We start from the raw sequence: 22409 nt of genomic DNA, 5'->3' as shown, positions 1-22409 counted from the left end.
CCCGACTTGTCTCCCGTGATCCTCTCAGCGGCGGGCGCCGCGCTGGTGCTCGACGATCCCGATCCGCAGTGGGGCCTGCCGCGGGTGCGGCACTTCGGCGCGGCGCTCGGGCCCGTGTCCGGTGCCGCGCTGCTGCCCGCGCTGGCCTCTCCCGCGCCGCCGCTGCTGCCCGCCCAGGGGGACTCCTGGTACGGCCGGCCGGGCCTGTCGGGTGGCCGGGACGGCGACCAGTGGCCGGTCCGGTGGAGCCTGGACCGGCTGGACGCCGACACCGTGTCCGGCTCCGGCGGCACGGTGACCATCACCGCCTCCGACGCCAGGGCGGGCCTCGGGCTGGTGTGCGAGCTGGTCATGGACGGCGGCGGCCTGGTGCGGATGCGGCACGCGGTGACGAACACGGCCGCCTCGCCGTACCGGGTGGACGGGCTGGTGTGCGCGCTGCCGGTGCCGGTGAGGGCCGCGGAGCTGCTGGACTTCACCGGCCGGTGGGCGCTGGAGAAGGTGCCGCAGCGCGCGCGGTTCCGGCACGGGGTGTGGTCGAGGGAGAACCGGCGGGGCCGCACCGGGCACGACGGCACCGGGCTGCTGCTGGCGGGGACGGAGGGGTTCGGCTTCCGCGGCGGCGAGGTGTGGGCGGTGCACGCGGGCTGGAGCGGCGACCACGTGCACTACGCCGAGCGGCTGCCCGAGGGCGTGTCACTGCTGGCGGCGGGCGAGCTGCTGGAGCCGGGCGAGGTCGTGCTGAGGGAGGGGGAGAGCTACCGCACGCCGTGGGTGTACTTCACCTGGTCCGGCGCCGGGCTGGACGACGCCGGCGCCCGCCTGCACGATCACCTGCGGGCCCGCCCCCTCCCGGTACGCCCGGTCACGCTGAACAACTGGGAGGCCACCTACTTCGACCACGGCCTCGACCGGCTGCTGGAGCTGGCCGACAGGGCGGTGGCGGCCGGGATCGAGCGGTTCGTGCTGGACGACGGCTGGTTCCGCCACCGTCGCCACGACCGGGCGGGCCTGGGCGACTGGTACGTGGACGAGGGCGTGTGGCCGGACGGCCTGCACCCGCTGGCCGATCGGGTGCGCAAGCTGGGCATGCAGTTCGGCCTGTGGTTCGAGCCCGAGATGGTCAACCCGGACTCCGACCTGGCCCGCGAGCATCCCGACTGGATCCTGGGGCGGGCGGAGCGCATGCCGCCGCCGCAGCGCCACCAGCAGGTGCTCGACCTGGCCCGGCCGGAGGCGTACGCGTACCTGCTCGAACGGCTGGACGCGCTGGTCGGCGAGTACGCGCTCGACTACATCAAGTGGGATCACAACCGCGACATCGCCGAGCCGGTGCACGCCGGGGTGGCGGGTGTGCACGCGCAGACGCTGGCCACGTACCGGCTGCTGGACGAGCTGCGCGCCCGCCACCCCCGGCTGGAGATCGAGTCGTGCTCGTCGGGCGGCGCGCGCGTCGACTTCGGCATCCTGGCGCGCACCGACCGGGTGTGGACCTCCGACAGCAACGACGCCCTCGACCGGCAGGCGATCCAGCGCTGGACCGGGCTGCTGGTGCCGCCGGAGCGGCTGGGCTGCCACGTCGGCGCGCCGCACGACCACGTCACCGGCCGGTCGCTGCCGCTGGCCTTCCGCGCCGCCACCGCGCTGTTCGGGCACATGGGCGTGGAGTGGGACCTGACCTCGGCGAGCCAGGCCGAGCTGGAGGAGCTGGCCACGTGGATCGCGCTGCACAAGCGGCTGCGCCCGCTGCTGCACGCGGGGCGGGTGGTGCGCGCCGACCATCCGGACTCGTCGGCGCTGCTGCACGGGGTGGTGCTGCCGGAGCGGGCGGTGTACGCGTACGTCCAGCTCACCTCGCGGACCGACCTCGTGCCCGGCCCGCTGCGGCTGCCGGGGCTCGACCCGGACGCCGTGTACGAGGTACGCGTCGCGGGCCCGGCCCCCGAGCGGGCGGCGCTGCCGGCGTGGGCCGTGCCGGCGGACGGGGCCCCGGTGCGGCTGCCCGGCTCCGTGCTGGGTGAGCTGGGGCTGCCAGCCCCGGCGCTGCGGCCGGCGTCCGCGCTGCTGGTGGAGCTGGAGAGGGTGTAGCGCCGGGGTGCCGGATGCCTGGGCCGGTCAGCCGAGGTCGAGCTCGGAGCCGCCGAACCGGTCGCGCAGGAACCGGCCCTGGTCGCGCAGCGCCTGCTCGTCGCCCCGGTGGATCGCCTCGGCGACCTTGCCCATCTGGGCGTCGAGCAGCGCGAGCTGGGCCAGCAGTTCCTCGTGGGCGCTGCGCTCCCGCCCGGTCCCCCGGGTGAGGGCGTAGCGGCGGGGCAGGTTCGCGTACGCCTCCAGGCTGGCGGGCAGGTAGCGGCGGATGGTCTGCGAGACCACGTGGAGCTGGTCGGGGGAGGCGGTGAGCTGCTCGGCCCTGGCCAGCACGCCGCCGATGACCTCGGCCAGCCCGTGCACGGCGGCGTGCACGTCCTCGGGGAAGCGCCGGTCGATGCGCCGCAGCAGCCCGTCCAGGTCGGCGCGCAGCGCCCGCGTCTCGACCTCGGCGTGGGAGATGGTCAGGCGGACCCGTTCGGGCGGGGCGAGCAGCGCGCCCGCCCCGTACAGCGCGAGCACGACCACCGGCCAGAACGCGCCGGTCAGCCCCAGGAAGTGGCCCAGCAGGCCGAGCAGCGCCAGGCTGGAGCCGGCGATGTTCCTGGTCGAGCCCAGGTAGCGCAGGATCCGCTCACTGGTAGCCACGGATCTCCTTGAACGCGCCGGTCAGCGAGGTCGTGCGGGCGTCGAACACGGCGCCGCCGGTCAGCTCGGCCACCTGGCGCATCTCCTCGACGTCGCTCTCCCCGAACAGCACCACGAACGTCGGCGGCCGGCGGCGCTCCTCCGGCAGGGAGCGGTAGTGGGCCTCGAACGCGGCGTAGTCGGAGCCGTCGGTGTTCTCGCCGTCGGTCATGAGCACGATCGAGGTGTAGTGGCCGGGCGTGAGCGGCCGGTCGTAGGCCGCCCTGAGGCTGTCGTAGATCGCCGTGCCGCCGGCCGCGTCCAGCCCCTCGGCGAACTGCTTGATCTCGGCGAGGACGGGCGCGGGGTCGCGTTCGGGGACGGTGAACGGGACCGGCTGCCTCGTCGTGCCGCTGAACGGGATCATCGTGACGGTCTCGCGGTTGCGGAAGCGGGAGAAGGCGCCGGAGGCGGAGGTGTCGGCGCCGGTCAGCGCCACCAGGGCCTGGCGCAGCGCGTCGATCCGGTCGCCCTGCATCGAGCCGGACGTGTCCAGCACGAACCTGGCCTCGGCCGGGACGCGCATCTGGTTGAGGTAGGTGGAGATCAGCTCGTCGGCGGTGCTGCGCCGGTTGGGGAAGGGCAGCTCGATGAGCTGGGCCGAGCCGAAGCGCGGGTCCAGCGGCACGCCGTTGACGATGGGCCGGCGGTGCGTGCCGGTCATGATCTCCTTCTGTACGGCGGGGGTGCGCAGCCAGGCGGCGAGCTTGCCGTACAGGGCCTTCTTGCCCTCCGGGGCGGAGGCCAGCAGGGTGAGCGGGTAGTCGGCGCTGACCACGCCGTCGGCCGGGTGGACGAGCGTGAGCGGCTCGCGCGCGCCCAGGAGCACCGACTCGTAGTTCACCATGCCGTCCACGCGGGGGTCGCGGGCGTAGGCGTCGGCCAGCCAGCCCGACGAGCCGGCCGTCAGCCGCTGCGCGGAGAAGAACTCCTTCAGCCGGGGCGTGACGGAGGTGACCTGGCCGGCGCTGAGCGCCCCGTCCGCGTCCGACAGCGCCGCGGCCACTCCGACGAGGGCGGAGAAGCCGGAGTTGGAGGAGGCGGGGTTGGTCATGCCGAAGCTGAACCGGCCGTCCCTGGCCGCCGCCGCGATGTCGGACCAGGAGACGGGCTTGGCCTCCCAGCCGAGCTCGCGCGCCTTGGCGGGCTTCAGGCCGAGCACCACCGGCGAGACCATGATCTTGGTCTGGGTGGACAGCTTGTTCTGGGCTCCCTCGATGAGTGACAGGTAGCGGTTGGAGGAGAACCAGGTGGCGTCCAGGCCGCCGTCGGCGCGGCCGCTCGCGACCTGTTCGGCGCCGTCGAGGGTGCCGGTGTAGGTGAGCTTCACGCGGACCCCGGCCTCGGACTCGGCGCGCTTGAGGAGGGGCTCGAGGTCCTTGATCTCGCTGCCGGCCAGGACGCGCAGGACGTCGGGGCCGTCGGCCGGGTCGCCGCCGGGGGCGCAGGCCGCCGCCAGGAGGAGCGCGGGGACGAGCGCCGCCGCCCAGCGCGCCGGGCGTGCTCTCATCGGTCCGTCTCCTTGGCGCGCTCCAGGTACGTCCTGGCGTGTTCGAGCTCCGACGACAGGCTGTCGACCGTGGCGGCCATGTTGTCCACGGCCTTGGCGCGGAAGGAGTCGATCAGGTCCATCGTGGCGTAGACGTTGTCGAAGGCCTGGCGCAGCGTGTCCAGGTCCACGGTCGTGGCGGCGGCCTGGTTCTGGATCGCGCCGGCCTGGGTGCGCAGCATCTCGCTGGTGGCCAGGATGAGGTCGCCGGTCGTGGCGTTGAGCGCGGTGATCTGGTCGAGCACGAGCTTCTGGTTCGCCAGGGCCTGGGCGACGGTCACCGCCGTGCGCAGCGCCGAGACCGTCGTCGTGGTGGCCCGGTCCACGCCCTTGCTGAGCTCGAGATTGTTCTTGCGTACGAGGTCGAGGGCCAGGTAGCCCTGGGCGGAGACGGCGAGCTGGGTGAGCAGGTCCTGGTGCTTCTGGCGGACGGTGAACAGCGCGTCGGAGCGCAGCGCCGTGGCCCGCTCCTCGCTCGCCACCACGATCTGCTCCTCCAGGGCGGCGTCCATCGCCTGGGCCATGACCGCGTACTCCTGCAGCCGCGTCATGCTCTCCCAGAGGTTGGCCTTCTCGCCCTCGATGGCGGCGTTGTCGCGCAGCAGCTCGTCCTGGCCGGACTTGAGCGCGCGGATGATGTCGTCGAGGTGTTTCTGCGCGGAGTGGAACTTGGCGAAGTAGTCGCGCAGCCGGTCGCCGAACGGGATGAGCCCGAGCAGCTTGCGCGGCCCGCCGGCCGCCTGCTTGGGGTCCAGGTCCACGACGGTACGGCGCAGGGCCACCAGCCCGCCGGCCACCTTGGCCTGGGCGTCGGCGCCCTCGCCCCGGGCCGCGTCCAGCGCCGCGACCGGGCGCTTGAGCATGCGGTTGGCCACCTGCGAGGCGGACCTGATCTCGGTGTCGCCCATCGAGGAGATGTCGTGCACCTTGCGGGAGAACTCGGGCGAGCGCGGGTCGAACCCGCTCAGCTCCCCGGCGAACTCCCTCGCCTTGGCGGTCAGCTCGGCCGCGCGCTCGTCGGCCATCGGCAGCATGGTGGCCGCCGTCTCGGCCGGTACCGGGGTGACCGGCGCGGGCGGCGTGAGCACCAGATCGGACACGTGCGGGATCTCCCTTGCTAGGGCCGGGCGGAGTCGATGGTGGTGATGAGCCGGTCCAGCCGCTCCCAGGTGGGCGGCTCGACCACGTCCACCAGGTCGGCGGCGGCCGGCGCCTTCGTCTTGGCGACCAGGCCGGCGAACGCCCGCGGGTCGGTGGTGCGGAAGCCGTACGCGGCGGCCAGGGACTGCAGCTCGGGGTCCTTGGTGAGCAGCTCGCCGACCCGGGAGCCGGGACCCGACAGGGGGACCAGCGTGTGCTTGCTGAGCACGGTCGGCGACGGGTAGACCAGCCGCATCTCGGGCTTGATCGCGCCGTCGGCGGCGAAGACGTGGGCGAGATACTGGGCCTCGTAGACGACCAGCATCGGCGTCTTGCCGGCGCCCAGCGCCAGGTAGTCGTCGAACGACGCCTCGCTGGTGGACTCGGAGAAGCCCTGGTCGAGCACGGCCGGCGCGACGAGGGGCGCGATCTCGGCGATCTGGGCGTCGGAGCTGATGACGTCCTCGCCGTTGGCCACGTAGCCGATCGCGGACAGGTACATGGCGGCGGAGTTGGAGGTACGGATGTCGGTCGTGGTAAGCAACACCCGCTTCCGTGCCCGATAATCCGAATTATCCGGAATTTCGTCCCATCTAGTGCCTTTAGCCACTAGTTCGAGATATTTCTTTATGTCGAAGGTTTGGTGGCCTTTGCCGGAATCGCTGAGCACGCCCGCCTTCGCCAGCAGGGCCGCGATCGGCTCGAACGTGGCCACCGCCATCGGCGAGTAGAACGGCGAGTACGTGGTCGTCGCCCCCCGGTCCCGCTTGATCCGCTCGGCGGCCGGGACGCTGGAGGGGAAGGCGAAGGCGTAGCGGCTCAGGTCCACGTCGGTGACGATCTGCCGGGACCCGGCGGTGTCCACCTCGACGCGCAGGCCGTGCTTGGCGAAGGCCGCCTTGACGCGCGGGCCGTCGAAGAACGGCTTCTTCTCCGACCCGATGACACCCCGTACGAGGGCCGCCTCCGGCTCCCCCCGATTCCCGGTCACGATCGCGACCACCGCCACCCCGACCAGAACCGCGGCCAGAATGACGCCGATCCATCGCTTCATTGAACCCCGTTTCCTGAAATAACCCCCATGACTGGAATTATGGAAGGGACAATGTGGGCCGCGCGCGGGTGGAAAGGCGACCGTACGGCAGAATTCACCCCCCGTTCACGATGCGGCGCCGACGCCCGCCGCGGCCCTGTTCCGCCGGGCACAGAACCCGCGGACGGCTCCCTCTATGATGCCGATCATGCGCTTTTCCACCCTTCTCGCCGGCCTCCTGATCGCCCTGCTCTTACCGGCGAACACCGCCCACGCCGCCGCGTACCCCATCAAGGACCGCGTCCTGACCGCGAACAAGCTGTACGGCACCGGCAAGCTCCAGCCGAGCCAGTGCCAGGAGCGTGAGGTCGAGCCGGACGACGCCGCCATGGCCAAGCGCTACCTGACGTCCGTGCTGGGTTGTCTCAACACCATCTGGGGCGCTCACTTCAAGCGCGCCGGCCTGCCGTTCGCCAAGGCCAGGATCGGCTTCATCACCAAGCCGCGCCGCTACTGCGGATCCTCCTGGGGCGAGGCCCAGGCGATGTACTGCGACGCCGAGAAGCGCTTCATCGTCCTGCTGAACCGCGACGTCCTCGAGGACCCCTCGGACCTGTGGCTCTTCAGGCTGGCCGCCCACGAGTACGGGCATCACGTGCAGCGCATCACCGGCATGGCCCGCGCCTACGACCGCTACCCCTACGACGGCAAGAGCGAGCTGAACGAGCAGACCCGCCGCAACGAGCTGCAGGCCGAGTGCCTCGCGGGCGTCTTCATGGGCAGCGTCTGGGACTCCCTCGACCGTACGGACGAGGACTGGGAGTACCTGCTCGACATCATCCGGGAGAGCGGTGACGAGCAGTCGAAGGTCCGCGACCACGGCAAGGGCCGCAACATCGCCGCCTGGCTCGTCAAGGGATTCCGCGCCTCCTCACCGGCGGCGTGCAACACCTGGACGGCCTCCTCCGCCAAGGTCTCCTGAGGTTGGCGGACCGTAAAGCGGCGGCTGATTTCGGGCCAAGTGGTGAATCCGGTTTAATGCCGCCGCAACCGCGACACCCATGATCAGGTAACACGGTGCACGCAGACTGGGGGTCATGAGCGATGCACCGAAGGTAATTCACCCACGTACCGGGCACGGCCGCTCCTGGCGGCGGGAACTGGCCGAGCTTGCCGCCCTGTTCCTCGCGGTCGGCCTGGCGCACCTGCTCGCGACCCTGCTCGGGCACGATGATCCGGGCCCCGTCGTCCTGGTCGGGCTGGGCGTGGCGTTGATCGCCGGAGCCGCGATCCACAAACGGCTCGGCCACCGCCCCCGGCGGGGCGCGGCGCCGCTGCCCGTGGACGACGGCGCCGGGCAGCCCATGGCGTTGTGGCGCATCCGCATGCGCGTGGTGGAGCGGCCCGGCAGGCTCGCCAACGTGGCGGGCGCGTTCGGCCGGCTGGGCTGCAACATACTGGCGCTGCACATCGCCCCGACCGGCAGCAGCGCCATTACGCCGGCCGGGTGCGACGCGCTCGACGAGTTCGTCATCGAGGCGCCGCGCGACCTGGCGCTCGGTGTGCTGGCACGCGCGCTGGCCGAGGCGGGCGGGCACGACGTCGTGATCGTGCCCGCGCAGGTCAAGGACCTCACCGACCCCGGCGTGCAGGCGCTGGTGCTGGCGCAGCGGGTCAGCGCCGACCCCGACCGGCTGCCGGAGGCCATGGCCGAGCTGCTGCGCGTCCCGCGGGTGGAGTGGCGGCGGCCCGGCGACACCGTGGACGAGGGCGCCGAGCTCAACACCACCATGGTCATCTCCGTCAATCCCGACCGCGCCCTGCTCATCAGGCGGCCCGAGCTGCCGTTCACGCCGACCGAGGCGGCGCGGGCGGCGGCGCTGACCGCGGCCGCCACCCACGCCCGGTACGGCGCCGGCTGACCGCCCGCCGCCTCCCGCCCCGCCGTACTCCGGCGGGGTCCTTTTGAAGGGGAAGGCGGGGGTGACGGGAGCTCACTCCGAGGGGCTCTTTGGGTTAGCGGTAGCCCTTGGCCAGGACCGCTTCGGTGTCGCGGGTGATCCTGGCCGCCGTCTCGGGGGTGAGGGCGGTGCGCGGCGGGCGGCAGGCGCCGCCCTTGCGCCCGGCCAGGTCCATCGACAGCTTGATCGACTGCACGAACTCCGTCTTGGAGTCCCACCGCAGCAGCGGGTGCAGGTCCCGGTAGAGGGGCAGGGCCTTGGCCACGTCGCCGGCCACGGCCAGGTGGTAGAGCTCCACCGTGGCCCGGGGGATCATGTTCGGGTACCCGGCGATCCAGCCGACCGCGCCGGCGATGCCCAGCTCCAGCAGCACGTCGTCCGAGCCGACCAGCAGGTCCAGCCCGGGCGCCAGCTCGGCGATCTCGTACGCCCTGCGCACGTCCCCGCTGAACTCCTTGACCCCGACGATCAGCCCCTCCTGGTGCAGCTCGGCGAGCAGGTCGGGCGTCAGATCCACCTTCGTGTCGATCGGGTTGTTGTAGGCCACGACCGGCAGCCCCGCCCTGGCGACCTCCCGGTAGTGGCCCACGACGGCCCGGCGGTCGGCGCGGTAGGCGTTCGGCGGCAGCAGCAGCACCGACGAGGCGCCCGCCTCGGCCGCCTGCTCGGCCCACCGCCGCGACTCGGCGGCGCCGTACGCGGCCACGCCCGGCATGACGTGGAAGCCCTCCGGCGCGGCCTCGACCGCGGTGCGCACCACGCGGGCCCGCTCCTCGTCGGTCAGCGTCTGGTACTCGCCGAGCGAGCCGTTCGGGCAGACGCCGTCGCAGCCGCCCTCGGCCAGGAAGCGCACGTGCTCGGCGTAGCCGTCGTAGTCGACGGACAGGTCGTCGTGGAAGGGCAGCGCGGTCGCGACATGCACGCCGTGCCACACGGGGCGGGTCATACGTTCTCCTTGTTCCAGTTCTCCAGCCCGCTCGCGTCGATGGGCAGCGCGGCGGACAGGATCTCCGCGCCGTCCGCCGTCACCAGCAGGTCGTCCTCGATGCGCGCGCCGATCCCGCGCAGCTCCGGCGGGACCGTGCGGTCGTGGGCGTGGAAGTACAGGCCGGGCTCGACGGTCAGCACCATGCCCGGCGCCATCCGGGCGCCCTGGTAGGCCTCGTGGCTCGACTGCGCGCAGTCGTGCACGTCCAGGCCGAGGTGGTGGCCGATGCCGCAGATCAGGTAGCGGCGGTGGTGCTGGCCGGTCTCCGACAGGGCCTCGTCCACCGACACCGGCAGCAGCCCCCAGTCGTGCAGGCCGCGCGCGATGACCTCCATGGCCGCGTGGTGGAAGGCGGTGAACGGCCGGCCCGGCGCCACCTGCGCCAGCCCCGCCCGGTGCGCCCGCTCCACCAGGTCGTGCACCTGCCGCTGGGCGGGCGAGAAGGCGCCCGAGGCGGGGAAGGTGCGGGTGACGTCGGCGGTGTAGTGGCTGCGGGTCTCCACGCCCATGTCGAGCAGCAGCAGCTCGCCGTCCAGGACGGGGCCGTCGCAGCGCACCCAGTGCAGGGTGGGGGCGTGCGGGCCGCTGCCCACGATGGAGGCGTAGCCGGGGCCGTTGCCGTACGTCCTGGCGTACCGGTCGAACGTGCCCTGCAGCCAGCGCTCGCCGCCGCCCGCCATCGCGGCCGGGACCTCGGCCAGCACCGCGGCGAAGCCCTCGACCGTGCGGTCCACGGCCTCGCGCAGCTGCCCGACCTCCCACTCGTCCTTGATCATGCGCAGCTCGGCCAGCACCTGCCGCACCTGTTGCGAGGAGTCGGTGACCAGGGCGCCGTCCGGCGGGCCCGGGTAGTCCGGCAGCGGCAGCACCTCGACCCCGAGGGCGGCCGACCACTCGGCGAGCGAGGGAGACGGGCCCACCCACAGCTCGCCGTAGGCGGCGTCGGCGTAGAAGCCGGTGTCGCCGGGGCGGGCGGGCGGCGGCAGGTACAGGGTGGCCGCGCCGTCCCTGACCACGGCCACCGCGTTCTCGGCCGCGCAGCCGGTCAGCCAGTAGAAGTCGCTGTCCACGCGGAAGTCGTAGGCGGTGTCGTTGCTGCGTACGGGAGCCCGGCCGGCCGCCACGACCACCGTGCGGCCGGGCAGGGCGGCGGCGAGCCTGGCCCGGTGGCCGGCGGCGGCCTCGGCGGCCCCGGGCACCAGGCCCGGCTCGCGGGCGGGGGAGTCCCAGCCCTGGGCGATGTACTCGGCGAACGCGGGGATCTCGGACAGCCTGGGCAGCCTGCCGTCACTCACCGGTGATTCCTCCTCCTATGTCGCGTACGAGCTGGGTGAGCCTGGCGAAGACACGTTCCTCGCCGATGCCGTCGTGCTCGTACTCGTTGGTGACCCAGGCCTGGGTGTTGCCGACCCTGGCGGCGGTGTTCAGTTGCAGGCCCGAGTCGACGTACATGTCGTCGAAGTAGACGGCGGCGGCGACCGGCACCTCGTTGGCCGCCAGCCGGTCCAGGTCGTACAGCGGCGGCCAGCCGTCCCGCTCGGCGAGCAGCTCGACCGCGCCGCGGAACGGGCGCAGCGCGCGGATCTCCTCGAACATCCAGGGGTAGATCATCTCCCCGGTGAACAGCAGCGGCCGGGCGTCCTCGGCGAAGGCGGGGTGCCGGGCGCGCTCGCGCTGCGCCGCCCACGCGGTGGCGCCGGGGCCGGAGCCGTAGATGCTCTCCTGCAGCGCGGCGAACAGCGGGTTGTCGGCGTAGGAGGAGCGGGCCAGCACCTGGTGCAGGAACGTCTCCGGCAGTTCCGGCGATTCGTCCAGCAGCCAGTGCATGCGCTCGTAGCCCGGCTTCATGCCGAAGTCGATGCCCAGCGACTGCAGCCGTCGCACGGTGAGGGTGTCCCCGTCGGGCAGCAGCACGTCGCCCTCGGCCAGCCGGTCGGCCAGCCGCGCCGTCGTCTCCACGTGGTGCGGGTAGCGGCGGTAGAACTCGGCGTTCTTGGCCGCCACCCGCGGATAGGTGCGCCGGTAGACCTCCGCGGCGTCCGGGTCCAGCGACGGCAGGCCGCCCGCCACGTAGCAGGCGCTCAGCCCCTCGGGCGCGTTCGACAGGTACGTCAGCGTCAGGAAGCCGCCGTAGCTCTGCCCCAGCGTCGACCAGCGCCGCCCGCCGAACACCGTCCTGCGCAGGTGCTCGGCGTCGGCCACGATCGAGTCGGCGCGGAAGCGGGCCAGGTAGCCGGCGCCCTCCTCGGCGCCGAGCGCGCTCATCACCCGGCCGTCGATGCGGGAGCTGCGGCCCGTGCCCCGCTGGTCCAGCAGGACCACCCGGTAACTCTCCAGCGCCCGGCCCAGCCAGCCCGACGTGCCGACCGGCCGCGGGCCCTTGCCGCCCGGCCCACCCTGGAGGTAGAGCAGGCAGGGCAGGTCCTCGCCGTCGCGCGCCGGGTCGACCAGCTCGCGGGCGAACACCGTGATGGTCGCCTCGGGGTCGGCCCAGTCGAGCGGCACCCGCTCGACGTGGTCGCGCACCCGCATGCCGGGGATCGTGTAAGTCGCGGTGATCAAGACCTCTCCCTCCTGCGGCGGTCCCACTCCGGGTTGATCCGGGGGATGGCCGCGAGCAGCGTGCGCGTGTACTCGTCCCGGGGGTCGCCGAACACCTGCTCCGTGGAGCCGAGCTCGACGATCCGCCCCTTGCTCATGACCGCGACCCGCTGCGCGATCTGCCGCACCACCGCCAGGTCGTGGGCGATGAACACGTAGCTGAAGCCGCTCTCGCGCTGCAGACGCCGCAGCAGCTCGATCACCTGTGCCTGCACCGACACGTCCAGCGCCGAGACGGCCTCGTCGCAGATCACCAGCTTGGGGTTGACGGCCAGCGCGCGGGCGATCCCGATGCGCTGCGCCTGCCCGCCGGAGAACTGCGCGGGGTAGCGCAGCGAGTGGTCGGGGTTCAGCCCGACCCGCTCCATCAGCTCCTTGGCGTGCGCCCGGCGGCTGCCGTTGGGTGCGATGCCCTGGTAGACCAGCGGCGCCATGAGGATCCGCTCCACCGTGTGGCGGGGGTTGAGCGAGGAGAACGGGTCCTGGAAGACGACCTGGACGTTGCTCCGGAAGCGGGCCAGCGCGGCCCCCTTGGCGGCGGTGACGTCCTCGCCCTCGAACTCGAGGGTGCCCTCGGTCGGGTCCGTCAGCTTGGCGATCATGCGGGCGGTGGTCGACTTGCCGCTGCCGGACTCGCCGACCACGGCCAGCGTCTCGCCCAGCCGCACCTCGAAGCTCACCTGGTCCACGGCGGTGAACGCGGCCTTGGTCCCGAGGGGCCCGCGGGAGACGAACCGCTTGGTCAGGCCCTCGGCCCGCAACAGCGTCATGCGTTCACCTCGTCGTCGATGCGGGGGATGCTCTCCAGCAACATCCGCGTGTACTCGTGCCCGGGCTCGGCGAAGATCTGCTCGGCGGTGCCGTACTCGACCTGCTCGCCCCGCCGCATCACCAGCACGCGGGTCGCGATCGAGCTGATCACGGCCAGGTCGTGGGTGATGAACACCATCCCGGTGCCGCTCTGCCGCCGCAGGTCGGCCAGCAGGCGCAGGATCTGCGCCTGCACGGTGACGTCCAGCGCCGTGGTCGGCTCGTCGGCGATCAGCAGCTCGGGCCCGCACACCAGCGCCATCGCGATCATGATGCGCTGCCGCTGCCCGCCGGAGAACTGGTGCGGGTAGTAGTCGATCCGCCGCTCCGGCTCCGGCAGGCCCACCTGTTCGAGGGCCTCGATCGCGACCTGCCGCGCCGCCCTGCGGGAGCGGTCGCGGTGCGCGCGGTACATCTCCTCGATCTGCAGCCCCACCGTGTAGTACGGGTTCAGCGACGACAGCGGATCCTGGAAGATCATCGACATCTGGTCACCGCGCAGCCGCCGCAGCTCCCGGTCCGGCCGGCCGAGCAGCTCCGCGCCGTCCAGCCGGATGCTGCCGCTGGCCCGCGCGCCCTTGGGCAGCAGACCCATGATCGCCAGGCTGGTCATCGACTTGCCGGACCCGGACTCGCCGACGATGCCGACGGTCTCGTCCCGGCCGACGGTGAAGGACACATTCCTGACCACCTCCACCGGGCCACGCGTGGTCGGGAAGGTGACGGTGAGGTCCTCCACCACAAGCAGTTCGCTCATCGGGCCGTGATCCTCACTCTCGGGTCCAGCCTCGTGTAGACGAGGTCCACCACCACGTTGCCGACCACCACGAAGAACGCCGCCAGCAGCGTCACCGCCATGATCACCGGCTGGTCGTTCTTGGCGATGGAGTCGGCGGCCATCTTGCCCACCCCGTTCAGCCCGAACACCGTCTCGGTGATCAGCGCGCCGCCGAGCAGCGCGGCGAAGTCCATGCCGAAGATCGTCGCGATCGGCGTCAGCGCCGGCCGCAGCGCGTGCCTGCGCATGGTCAGCCCCGGGCTCAGACCCTTGGACCTGGCCGTGCGCATGAAGTTCTCCGCCAGGGTGTCGATCACGTTGGCGCGGGTGAGCCGGGCGTAGAGGCAGGCGTAGCCGGTGGCCAGCACGATCCACGGCATCAGGTACGACTGGAACCACACCACCGGGTCGTCCCCGAACGCCACCGCCTGCGGGAACGGCAGCACCTGGAGCCGCACCACCAGCACGTACTGCAGCGCCAGCGCCAGCACGTAGTTGGGGATGCTGGAGCCGCCCAGGGCCAGCCCCATCGCGGTCCGGTCCCACCAGGTGCCCTCCTTGACCGCGCTGAGCAGCCCCGCGAGGATCCCGACGAGCAGCCACAGCACCGCCGCGCCGATCGCCACCGTGGCGCTGACCGGCAGCCGCTCCACCACCATCTCCATCACGGACTGGTTGGTCTGGAAGCTGTAGCCCAGGCACGGCGCGGCGCAGTGGACCAGGTTCGCGCCGTGGCCGTAGTCGCGCCCGGCGAAGATGCCGCCGAGGAAGCCGAAGAACTGCGTCAGGAACGGCTGGTTCAGGCCCAGCACGTCGCGGATCTGCTCGATGCGCTCGGGCGTGCAGGTCTTCCCGCAGATCATGACCGCCGGGTCCGGCTGGATCGTGAAGAACAGCAGGAACGTGAACAGGCACACCAGGAACAGGATCACCACGACGCCGGCGAGCCGGCCGGCCACGTAACGGGCCATCATGACGCCTCCCCCGCGTCGAAGGCCGCCCGGATCCGGTCGCCGAGCACCGTCAGCGACAGCACCGTGAGGAACAGGAACGCGCCGGGGATCGCGAAGTACATCGGATCGACGGCGTACCAGCCGACCGAACTGGAGATCATCTGACCCCACGACGGGGTGGGCGGGGTCACGCCGACGCCCAGGAACGACAGGCCCGCCTCGGTCCCGACGTACCCGGGCACGGCGAGGGTGGTCATCACGATGAGGGAGCTGCGCAGGTTCGGCAGGACCTCCTTGAACACCAGCGCTCCCGTGGAGGCGCCGGAGGCCCGCGCGGCCTCCACGAACTCCCGGTTGACCAGCGTCAGCGTCTGCCCGCGCACCACCCGCGCCAGGTACGGCCAGCCGAACACGCTGATCACCGCGACCAGCAGCACCGGCCGGTTGCCCTGCGGCAGCGCGGACAGGACCGCGATCATGAAGATGAGCGCGGGGAAGGCCATCAGGAAGTCCATGACCCGGCAGATCACCTGGTCCACCCAGCCCTGGTAGAACCCGGCCAGCATGCCCAGCACCACGCCGAGCAGCGTGGTGAGCGCCGTGGCCGAGGCCGCGATGATCAGTGAGACGCGGGCGCCGTAGGCGATGCGGACCAGGATGTCGCGGCCGTTCTGCGGCTCGACGCCGAGCAGGTGCTCGGCGCCGATCCCGCCGAGCGAGCCGTGCGGCACCCCGCCCAGGTCGGTGTCGACCGCGGCCATGTCGAATTCGTTGGGGCCGTGCCCGGTGATCGCGCTGATGAGCGGCGCGCCGATCGCCATCAGGACGATCAGCGCGAGGTACGCGCCGCTGACCACCGCGCCCCGGTCACGCAGCAGCGCGCGCGTGACCCGCCGGCCCGAGGTGGCGGGCGTGCCGCCCGCCACCTGCTGTGGATGAGCTGCGACGGTCATCTACTTCGTCGGCTTCGCCAGCCCGACGGAGACCAGGTCCACGCCGCCGGAGTAGGAGTCGGTCTGGTAGGCGCCCGCGATGTTGGCGCCGTTGACCAGGATCAGCTTCTCGTAGGCCAGCGGCACGACCGGAGCCAGCTCCATGATCTGCTTGTCCAGCTCGCCGTAGGCCGCGTTGGCCTGCTCGACGTCGGTCATCGCGGCGATCTCGTCGATCTTCGCGTTGATGCCCTTGTCGTTGAGCTGGGCGAGGTTGGAGTTGCCCTTGGCGGTGATGTTGCGGCCGTCGAACAGCGGTGGCAGGAACGTCGCGCCGGAGGCCCAGTCGGGGCACCAGCCGGTCACGGCCATGTCGTTCTGCTTCGCCGGGGTGCCGATGACCTCGTAGTACGTCGAGGTGTCGATGTTGTTGATCTTGACGTCGATGTTCACCTGCTTGAGCGCCTCCTGGATGGCGACCGAGACCGCCGCCATCTTCGGCTGCGCCCGCGTGTCCAGGGTCAGCGAGAACCCGCCCGACAGGCCCGCCTCGGCCAGCAGCTTCTTGGCCTGCTCGACGTTGTAGGGGTACGGGTCGTAGTCCACCCGGCCCGCGACCGTGGGCGGCTGGATCGAGGTGCCCTTGGCCGCCAGCGTCGACCCGCCCATGGCGGCCACGACGGTGTCCTTGTTGATCGCGTGGTTGATCGCCTGGCGCACCCGTACGTCGCTCAGGTGCTCCTTGGTGGAGTTCATGCCCATGTAGGTCGTGCAGCCGTTGAGCCCGGACAGGGTGCGTGCCTTGATCTGCGGCGTCTGCACCCGCGCCACGGTCGCCGCCTGGATGCTCTGGCCGAGCGCGTCGGCGTCGGTGCCCTGCCCGGCCAGCATGCGCTCGTCGATCGTGGCCGGGTCCAGGCCGAACGTCCACTCGAACGCGTCCGGCCTGGCCGTCCGCACGGTGTCGGTCTCCGGCTTCCACTGCGGGTTGCGCACCAGCTTGAGCGAGGCGTTGCGCTGGTAGCTCGCCACCTTGTACGGCCCGCTCGCGATCGGCTTGCTGTCGAACGCGGCCCCGGCTCCGGTGCCCTTGGGGAACGGGGTGAAGTTCGCCAGCGCCAGCGCGCTCGGGAAGTCGGCGAACGGCTTCTTGAGGTGGATGACGACCGTCTTGTCATCCGGCGTCTCGATCGTGTCGAGGTCGCCCGACAGGTACGGGCCCTTGTAGTCCTTGGGCGCGTCGAGCAGCAGCTTGCCGTACGGCGAGCCGATCCCCGCCTCCGGGTCGAAGGCCCGCGAGAAGCCGAACTTGACCGCCTCGCTGGTGATCGGCGTGCCGTCCTCGAAGAACAGGTTGTCCTTCAGGGTGAACGTCCACGTCTTGGCGTCGTTGGATGGTTTGCCCGTGTCGGTCGCCAGGTCGGCCACGATCTTCGTGCCCTCGGCACCCGGCCCCGCGCCGAACGTCGTCAGACCCCGGTAGATGAGCCGGTAGAAGTTATTCACACCGCCGTCGAAGCCGCGTACCGGGTCCAGGTGGGAGAAGTCCGCATTGGCCAGGACGTGAACCGTACCGCCCGTCGCGGGCTCTGCCGCGGATCCGCTCGCGCCGCCGCCGCCGGTGGCGGGTGCGGCGGCGCCGCCTCCTCCGCACGCGGTGAGCGCCAGCGCGGCGGTCATGGTGACGCTCGCGAGCGCCGCCTTTCTCCTCATGTCGCCTTCTTTCCGGTTGTCATCGGGGTCCTGACCCAGACCCGCATGGCTTCGGGGCCGCGGTTGCCCCAGAGGAAGTAGGGGACGAAGGTCGCGGTGACCGTCGTCTCCGGGAGCGCCTGCTCCAGCGGCAGCTCCGGGTAGAGCTCCGCGGGGGGCGGGGGAGCGGCGCAGGCGGTCACGCCGAGCACGACCGTCCCGTCCCGCCGCTCGATGTTCGCGTTCACAATCTCCGGCACGCCGACGACCAGGTCGTCGACGGCGGCCGCCGGGCTGTCCTGCTGCTCGACGCAGTAGACCAGCGGGCCGCGGGCCACGGCGACCGCGCCCCTGGTGGCGTCGAGGTAGGGGTGCGAGCCGTGCGCCCGGACCGGCATCGGCAGGGTGAGCCGTACCTCGTCGCCCGCCGACCAGCGGCGCTCGACGGCCAGCCAGCCGTCCTCCGGGTCGCCGGCGTGCGGCTCGCCGTTCACGGTGACCGTGGCGCCGCGCGCCCAGCCCGGGATGCGCAGCACCAGCGCGTACGGGCCGTCCGCCGCGCGCTCGACCGTGAGCCGCACGTCGCCGTCCCACGGGTAGGCCGTCTCCATCGCCAGGCCCAGCCCCGCCGACTCGATCCGGGCCGAGGCGTAGGAGGCGACCAGCAGGGCGCCGTCCCGCTCGGCCGCCAGGTAGTCGGCGAGCTGCGCCATCCAGCGCACGATGTTCGGCGGGCAGCACGGGCAGCCGAACCAGGCGCGGCGCAGCGGCTCCCCGCCGTCCTCGGCGCCGCTGCGCTGCTCGTGGTCGGGGCGGCGCTGCAGCGGGTTGTCGTAGAAGAACGCCTTCCCGTCCGCCGACAGGCCCACGGCGTAGGCGTTGTAGAGCACGCGCTCGAACACGTCGAGGTACTTGGCGCCGCCGGTGGCCAGGAACATCCGCCACGCCCACTGCATGACGGCGATGGCCGCGCAGGTCTCGCTGTAGGCCCGCTCGGACGGCAGCTCGTAGCGGTCGCCGATCGCCTCGTCGGAGTGGCGGCTGCCCAGCCCGCCCGCCCGTGACGTACAGCTTGGCCGCCACCATGTCGTCCCAGAGCCGCTCCAGCGCCTCGAACAGCGACCGGTCGCCGGTCTCCAGGAACACGTCGGCCGCTCCGGCCGCCAGGTACGCCATGCGCACCGCGTGCCCGGTCACCGAGGGCAGCTCGCGGAAGGGGAGGTGGTCCTGGAAGTAGTCGCCGGGGAAGATGCTGTGCTTCAGCTGCCCCGCGCCGCGCCGGTCCACGAACGCGCCGGCCAGGTCGAGATAGGCGCGCTCGCCCGTCTCCCTGAACAGCTCGACCAGCGCCATCTCCACCTCGGGATGCCCGCACACCCCCGCCTCGGCGAACCGCTCCACCACCAGGTCCGCGAAGCGGCCGGCCACGCGCAGCAGCCGGTCGTCGCCCATCCTGCGCCCGGCGGCGACGGCGGCCTGGATGAGGTGGCCCAGGTTGTACAGCTCGTGCCCCCAGGCCAGGTCCTCCCACGGCTTCCTGGTCGCGGCCGGGTCCTGGAAGAAGGAGTTGAGGTAGCCGTCCTCGGCCTGGACCCGCTCGAGGAGGCCGACGACCTCCTCGTAGAACTCCCGTACCGGCTCCGGGGCGTCGCCGTCGCCGAGCTCGTACGCCAGACCCTCCAGGGTCTTGTACAGGTCGGTGTCCAGGAAGGGGTAGCGGCCGCGGTACGGCGCCGGGTCCTGCTCCAGGAGGCGGCTCAGGTTGGCGACGTTGCCCGCCGCGCGGAGCTGCTCGATGGTGTGCGGGATTGTGGCCGTGCTGTTGCGTCGCTGCCAGTGGTGGAGCAGACCACCGGTGATGCGCGCGCCCGGCACCGGTCGTACGGCCCCGGAGGCCGTTCGTACGGCGCCGGCCAGCGGCTTGACCTGCTTAGACGTCATGAACCTTCCCAGTAATGTGTGGCATTGCACTGAACCATAGGTGTCTGGGAGGTGTGTTGCCAAGGGTTACGGGCTTACGTAAAAGGAACGTAACCCGTCCGGAACGGGCGGGTATGGCGCCGGGCAAGCCGCCCGGAAACGCCGGACGCCCGCCACAAGGGCGGGCGTCGCTGCCGGTTGACCTGCGATGATGCGGGCGCGGGCGTGGTCACGCGGGCATGGGCCGCCAGGCCGCCCAGTCGATGCGGACCCGCTCGGGCCGCTGCGGGTCCACCTTGACCGGCACCACCGCGCCGGGTGCCACCACGCCCATGGGGATGCGCGGCAGCGACTGCCGGTGCGTCACCCGGTACGCCTGCCCGCCCTCCAGCCGGACGCCGAGCACGAAGGCGACCACCGGCTGCCCGTTCACCGTCATGCCGGTGTCGCCCATCGACTCGACCACCGCCTGCGCGGGGATGCCGGTGGCCAGCAACCGCTGCCCGTTCCGCGCGATGATCAGGAACGGTAACCCGACGCACGCCAGGATCAGCATCGTCCCGCCCGTGATCGCCACCGACAGCCAGATTCCCGTGCTCACGACTTTCTCCCCAGTTCTCCTCCCTCGCAGGAGGCGCATTTCCGGATCTTCCGGAGATGTTGTAACCAGGGGGGATTGCACGCGGCTTGATCACCGGTTGCACGGTCGCTCGCGGACTGAGTAGCGCCTACTCAGGCGTCCGGCACCGGACCGCGCTCTACTGGCGGCTGTCCACACGAGTGCGGAGGCCAAGATGCACGATCACGACCACCACAAGGAGACGTTCGACGTCCACGGGATGCTGCTGTTCGGCGAGGACCCCCTGTACTTCTCGCACCTGCCGATGTTCGAGCACCCGGCCCACCGCTTCCAGGTGCTCATGGAGGTCGACTTCCGCCCCGACGTACGCGAGATGGTGCGCCGCGACCTCAAGGCGGCCGACGGCATCCACACCTTCGTGCCCGAGGCGTTCGACATCCTCGACCTCGACCCGGCCGCCGGCGGCGGGCCCGCCAGGACGGCCGTGGCCGGCACCATCCACCGGGGGCACTTCGAGCGCGGCGGCACCCCGATCGCCGAGGGCGTCACCGCCCGGGTCGCGCGGGTGGCGCTCTTCGAGCGGCTCGATCCCGGGCGGCGTCACGACGACGGAAGGCCGCTGACGTACGTGTGCTTCGGCCGGGCCGGCGGGCTGCACCTGGCGCACGTGATCACCGCCCGTCCCGACTTCGACCAGGTCCTCGCGGTCCGGATCGTGCCCGGCACCGTCCGCCCCGGCCCCGGCCCGCAGGTGCCCGGGGACGTGCCGGGCGAGGACTTCGAGCGGCCGGTGCCCGTGACGGTCGGGCGGCTGGACATGCCCCGGCGGCGGCTCGTGGCGGGTGACATGGTGGAGGGGTCGTTCTTCCCGGGCGTGTCGCGTACCGGGAGCCACGGCTTCACCGCGCAGGTGGAGGTGGTGCGCGAGATCTACATGGAGACGGGCGATCTCGTCTGATCCGTCGCCCCGACAGAATGGATCAAGGAGGTGGTCGTGGAGATCCGGGAACTGCTGGCCGGTGCGGGATGCGACGGGTGGCTGTGCGTCATGGAGATCGATGGCGACGGCGAGGTGCACGCCGGCAGCGACGAGCCCGTCGTGGCCGCGTCCGTGTTCAAGGTGATCGTCGCGCTGGAGGTGTTCCGGCAGGCGGCGGCGGGGGAGCTGGACCCGCGCGAGCGCGTACGCGCCCGGCCCGGCGAGACCACGCTCGGGCCCACCGGCATGTCGGTGTTCGCCGACGAGGCCGAGGTGTCGGTGCGCGACCTGGTCACGATGATGCTGACGATCAGCGACAACGCGGCCACCGACCTGCTCGTCGAGCGCGTCGGGCTCGACCGGATGGCCGCGACGCTGGCGGAGCTGAAGCTGGCGGGCACCGCGGTGCCGTACTCGCTGGGCGGCCTGCTCGACTCCATCGCCGTGGACGTGGGCCTGGCCACCTGGCGCGAGCTGATGGCGGCCCACCACCCCGCCGGGCCCCCTGACGAGCTGCTGCACGCCTCCCGCGCCCTGCGCCCCGAGCACTCGATCCGCACCACGGCCGGCGACATGGCCCGGCTGCTGAAGCTGATCTGGCTCGACCGGGCCGGGCCCGCCGAGGCGTGCGCGAACGTGCGGGCGGTCATGGGGCAGCAGATCACCAGGCACCGGCTGGCGACGGGGTTCCCGGACGACGTGCGCGTCGCGGCCAAGAGCGGCGGGCTGTTCGGCGTCGTGCGCAACGAGGTGGGGGTCATCCGGTTCCCCGACGGGCGCCGGTACGCCGCCGCGGTCTTCACCCGCGCCCACCGCCCCCGCGCCGGAGAGAACGCGATCAACGCGGTCATCGGCACCGTCGCCGCCGCGGCCGTGGCCTCGCTGCGCCGCTGAGTACATTTTCCTGATGCGACGCGTATCCGTGGTGGGGAACACCGGCTCCGGCAAGTCCACGCTGGCCCGGGCGCTGGCAGGGCGGCTGGGCGTGCCGTGGCTCGAACTCGACTCGATCTTCCACATGCCGGGCTGGACCCCGCGGCCCCGGGAGGAGTTCCGGGCCGAGGTCGAGCGGTTCACGGCCGCCGGCGGGTGGGTGGTGGACGGCAACTACTCCGCCGTACGCGATCTGGTGTGGTCGCGCGCCGACACCGTGGTCTGGATCGACCTGCCCCGGCGCACCGTGATGCGCCGGCTCCTGAACAGGACCCTGCGGCGCATGGCGACCGGCGCCGAGCTGTGGAACGGCAACAAGGAGTCGTTCCGCTTCCTGCTCGACAAGGACGAGTCCATCATCCGCTACGCCTGGCTCAAGCACGCGGCCTACCGCGCCCGTTACCGCGAGGCCGCCGCCGACCCGGCCAACGCGCACCTGAGGTTCGTACGGGTCGCCTCCCGTGCCGACGCCGAACGACTCACGCGGAATGACAGAAATTGAAATCTGTCATCTCAAGGTGCATACTTCTCGTATGAGAACTTTGGGTACTGGCGGGCCGGCCGTGTCCGACCTCGGCCTTGGCTGCATGGGGATGTCCGACATGTACGGGCCGGCCGACCGGGCCGAGTCCATCGCCACCATCCACGCCGCGCTCGACGCCGGCATCAACCTGCTCGACACCGGCGACTTCTACGCCATGGGCCACAACGAGCTGCTCATCGGCGAGGCGCTGCGCGGCCGGCCGCGCGACTCGGTGCGGATCAGCGTGAAGTTCGGGGCGCAG

Annotated in this window: 21 protein-coding genes and 1 pseudogene; 7 read left to right on the top strand and 15 right to left on the bottom strand. The window is 71.9% G+C overall.

The features are described 5' to 3' along the window. The first annotated feature begins 6 nt into the window (after positions 1–6). Positions 7–2088 (top strand): alpha-galactosidase, encoded by a 2082-nt coding sequence (locus ACTWPW_RS24555; protein WP_443170009.1) that lies wholly within the window; start codon positions 7–9, stop codon positions 2086–2088. A gap of 27 nt (positions 2089–2115) precedes the next feature. On the opposite strand, the gene ACTWPW_RS24550 is transcribed toward ACTWPW_RS24555, so the two are convergent. Genes ACTWPW_RS24550 through ACTWPW_RS24535 form a run of 4 tightly spaced genes read right to left on the bottom strand, consistent with a single transcriptional unit; the run spans position 2116 to position 6518 of the window. Then, the gene (locus ACTWPW_RS24550) at positions 2116–2736 is read right to left on the bottom strand and encodes a hypothetical protein (protein WP_443170008.1); all 621 of its coding nucleotides are present in this window, start codon (positions 2734–2736) and stop codon (positions 2116–2118) included. Continuing rightward, positions 2723–4285 carry a substrate-binding domain-containing protein gene (locus ACTWPW_RS24545; RefSeq protein ID WP_443170007.1) on the bottom strand — a complete coding sequence of 521 codons (1563 nt, stop codon included), beginning with the start codon at positions 4283–4285 and terminating at the stop codon, positions 2723–2725. The genes ACTWPW_RS24550 and ACTWPW_RS24545 overlap by 14 nt, the downstream gene beginning before the upstream one ends. Continuing rightward, positions 4282–5424 (bottom strand): toxic anion resistance protein, encoded by a 1143-nt coding sequence (locus ACTWPW_RS24540; protein ID WP_375113955.1) that lies wholly within the window; start codon positions 5422–5424, stop codon positions 4282–4284. Before ACTWPW_RS24540 ends, ACTWPW_RS24545 begins: the two co-directional genes overlap by 4 nt. Positions 5425–5441: 17 nt before the next feature. Beyond that, positions 5442–6518: a hypothetical protein gene (locus ACTWPW_RS24535; RefSeq protein WP_443170006.1), complete on the bottom strand. Its 1077-nt coding sequence runs from the start codon at positions 6516–6518 to the stop codon at positions 5442–5444. Between the two features lie 187 nt (positions 6519–6705). Here ACTWPW_RS24535 and ACTWPW_RS24530 point away from each other — a divergent pair, with 187 nt between their 5' ends. Both ACTWPW_RS24530 and ACTWPW_RS24525 read left to right on the top strand, forming a co-directional pair. After that, the gene (locus ACTWPW_RS24530) at positions 6706–7479 is read left to right on the top strand and encodes a neutral zinc metallopeptidase (protein ID WP_443170005.1); all 774 of its coding nucleotides are present in this window, start codon (positions 6706–6708) and stop codon (positions 7477–7479) included. Between the two features lie 115 nt (positions 7480–7594). Further along, positions 7595–8419, top strand: coding sequence for an ACT domain-containing protein (locus ACTWPW_RS24525; RefSeq protein WP_375113952.1), 825 nt, complete (start codon positions 7595–7597; stop codon positions 8417–8419). Between the two features lie 94 nt (positions 8420–8513). Here ACTWPW_RS24525 and ACTWPW_RS24520 read toward each other — a convergent pair whose 3' ends face one another. The 11 genes and pseudogenes from ACTWPW_RS24520 to ACTWPW_RS24470 form a co-directional block, all read right to left on the bottom strand. Further along, positions 8514–9404 (bottom strand): dihydrodipicolinate synthase family protein, encoded by an 891-nt coding sequence (locus ACTWPW_RS24520; protein ID WP_375113951.1) that lies wholly within the window; start codon positions 9402–9404, stop codon positions 8514–8516. Continuing rightward, the gene (locus tag ACTWPW_RS24515) at positions 9401–10741 is read right to left on the bottom strand and encodes an aminopeptidase P family protein (protein WP_375113950.1); all 1341 of its coding nucleotides are present in this window, start codon (positions 10739–10741) and stop codon (positions 9401–9403) included. The genes ACTWPW_RS24520 and ACTWPW_RS24515 overlap by 4 nt, the downstream gene beginning before the upstream one ends. Beyond that, positions 10734–12008 (bottom strand): alpha/beta fold hydrolase, encoded by a 1275-nt coding sequence (locus tag ACTWPW_RS24510; protein WP_375113949.1) that lies wholly within the window; start codon positions 12006–12008, stop codon positions 10734–10736. Before ACTWPW_RS24510 ends, ACTWPW_RS24515 begins: the two co-directional genes overlap by 8 nt. Then, on the bottom strand, positions 12005–12817 hold the full coding sequence (locus ACTWPW_RS24505; RefSeq protein WP_443170004.1) for an ATP-binding cassette domain-containing protein: 813 nt from the start codon (positions 12815–12817) through the stop codon (positions 12005–12007). Before ACTWPW_RS24505 ends, ACTWPW_RS24510 begins: the two co-directional genes overlap by 4 nt. Next, positions 12814–13614 (bottom strand): ABC transporter ATP-binding protein, encoded by an 801-nt coding sequence (locus tag ACTWPW_RS24500; protein ID WP_443170003.1) that lies wholly within the window; start codon positions 13612–13614, stop codon positions 12814–12816. The genes ACTWPW_RS24505 and ACTWPW_RS24500 overlap by 4 nt, the downstream gene beginning before the upstream one ends. Then, a complete protein-coding gene (locus tag ACTWPW_RS24495) occupies positions 13611–14609 on the bottom strand; it encodes an ABC transporter permease (RefSeq protein WP_375113946.1) in 999 nt (332 codons plus the stop codon). Before ACTWPW_RS24495 ends, ACTWPW_RS24500 begins: the two co-directional genes overlap by 4 nt. Next, on the bottom strand, positions 14606–15541 hold the full coding sequence (locus ACTWPW_RS24490; protein WP_375113945.1) for an ABC transporter permease: 936 nt from the start codon (positions 15539–15541) through the stop codon (positions 14606–14608). The genes ACTWPW_RS24495 and ACTWPW_RS24490 overlap by 4 nt, the downstream gene beginning before the upstream one ends. Further along, complete coding sequence (locus ACTWPW_RS24485) at positions 15542–17233, bottom strand: ABC transporter substrate-binding protein (RefSeq protein ID WP_443170050.1); 1692 nt, start codon at positions 17231–17233, stop codon at positions 15542–15544. It abuts the gene before it with no gap. Then, positions 17230–18261, bottom strand: coding sequence for a glycoside hydrolase family 127 protein (locus ACTWPW_RS24480; RefSeq protein WP_443170049.1), 1032 nt, complete (start codon positions 18259–18261; stop codon positions 17230–17232). Before ACTWPW_RS24480 ends, ACTWPW_RS24485 begins: the two co-directional genes overlap by 4 nt. Before the next feature lie 70 nt (positions 18262–18331). Continuing rightward, positions 18332–19153: pseudogene (locus tag ACTWPW_RS24475) on the bottom strand (beta-L-arabinofuranosidase domain-containing protein); the annotation flags it as partial. A 208-nt stretch (positions 19154–19361) separates the two neighbouring features. Continuing rightward, complete coding sequence (locus ACTWPW_RS24470; protein ID WP_443170002.1) at positions 19362–19733, bottom strand: hypothetical protein; 372 nt, start codon at positions 19731–19733, stop codon at positions 19362–19364. 193 nt (positions 19734–19926) lie between these two features. Between ACTWPW_RS24470 and ACTWPW_RS24465 the strand changes: the two genes are divergently transcribed. From ACTWPW_RS24465 to ACTWPW_RS24450, 4 genes are all read left to right on the top strand, one after another. Beyond that, on the top strand, positions 19927–20670 hold the full coding sequence (locus ACTWPW_RS24465; protein WP_375113942.1) for a hypothetical protein: 744 nt from the start codon (positions 19927–19929) through the stop codon (positions 20668–20670). 36 nt (positions 20671–20706) lie between these two features. Then, complete coding sequence (locus ACTWPW_RS24460; RefSeq protein ID WP_375113941.1) at positions 20707–21585, top strand: serine hydrolase; 879 nt, start codon at positions 20707–20709, stop codon at positions 21583–21585. A gap of 13 nt (positions 21586–21598) precedes the next feature. Further along, complete coding sequence (locus tag ACTWPW_RS24455) at positions 21599–22126, top strand: hypothetical protein (RefSeq protein ID WP_443170001.1); 528 nt, start codon at positions 21599–21601, stop codon at positions 22124–22126. 31 nt (positions 22127–22157) lie between these two features. Beyond that, positions 22158–22409, top strand: a 252-nt coding sequence (locus ACTWPW_RS24450; RefSeq protein WP_443170000.1) for an aldo/keto reductase, incomplete at its 3' end; no start/stop codon positions are given.

Source organism: Nonomuraea sp. KM90 (genome assembly GCF_052246675.1).
Taxonomy (GTDB): domain Bacteria; phylum Actinomycetota; class Actinomycetes; order Streptosporangiales; family Streptosporangiaceae; genus Nonomuraea.
Note: the sequence above shows the minus strand (reverse complement) of the source record. Positions and strands in the feature narration are given on the sequence as shown.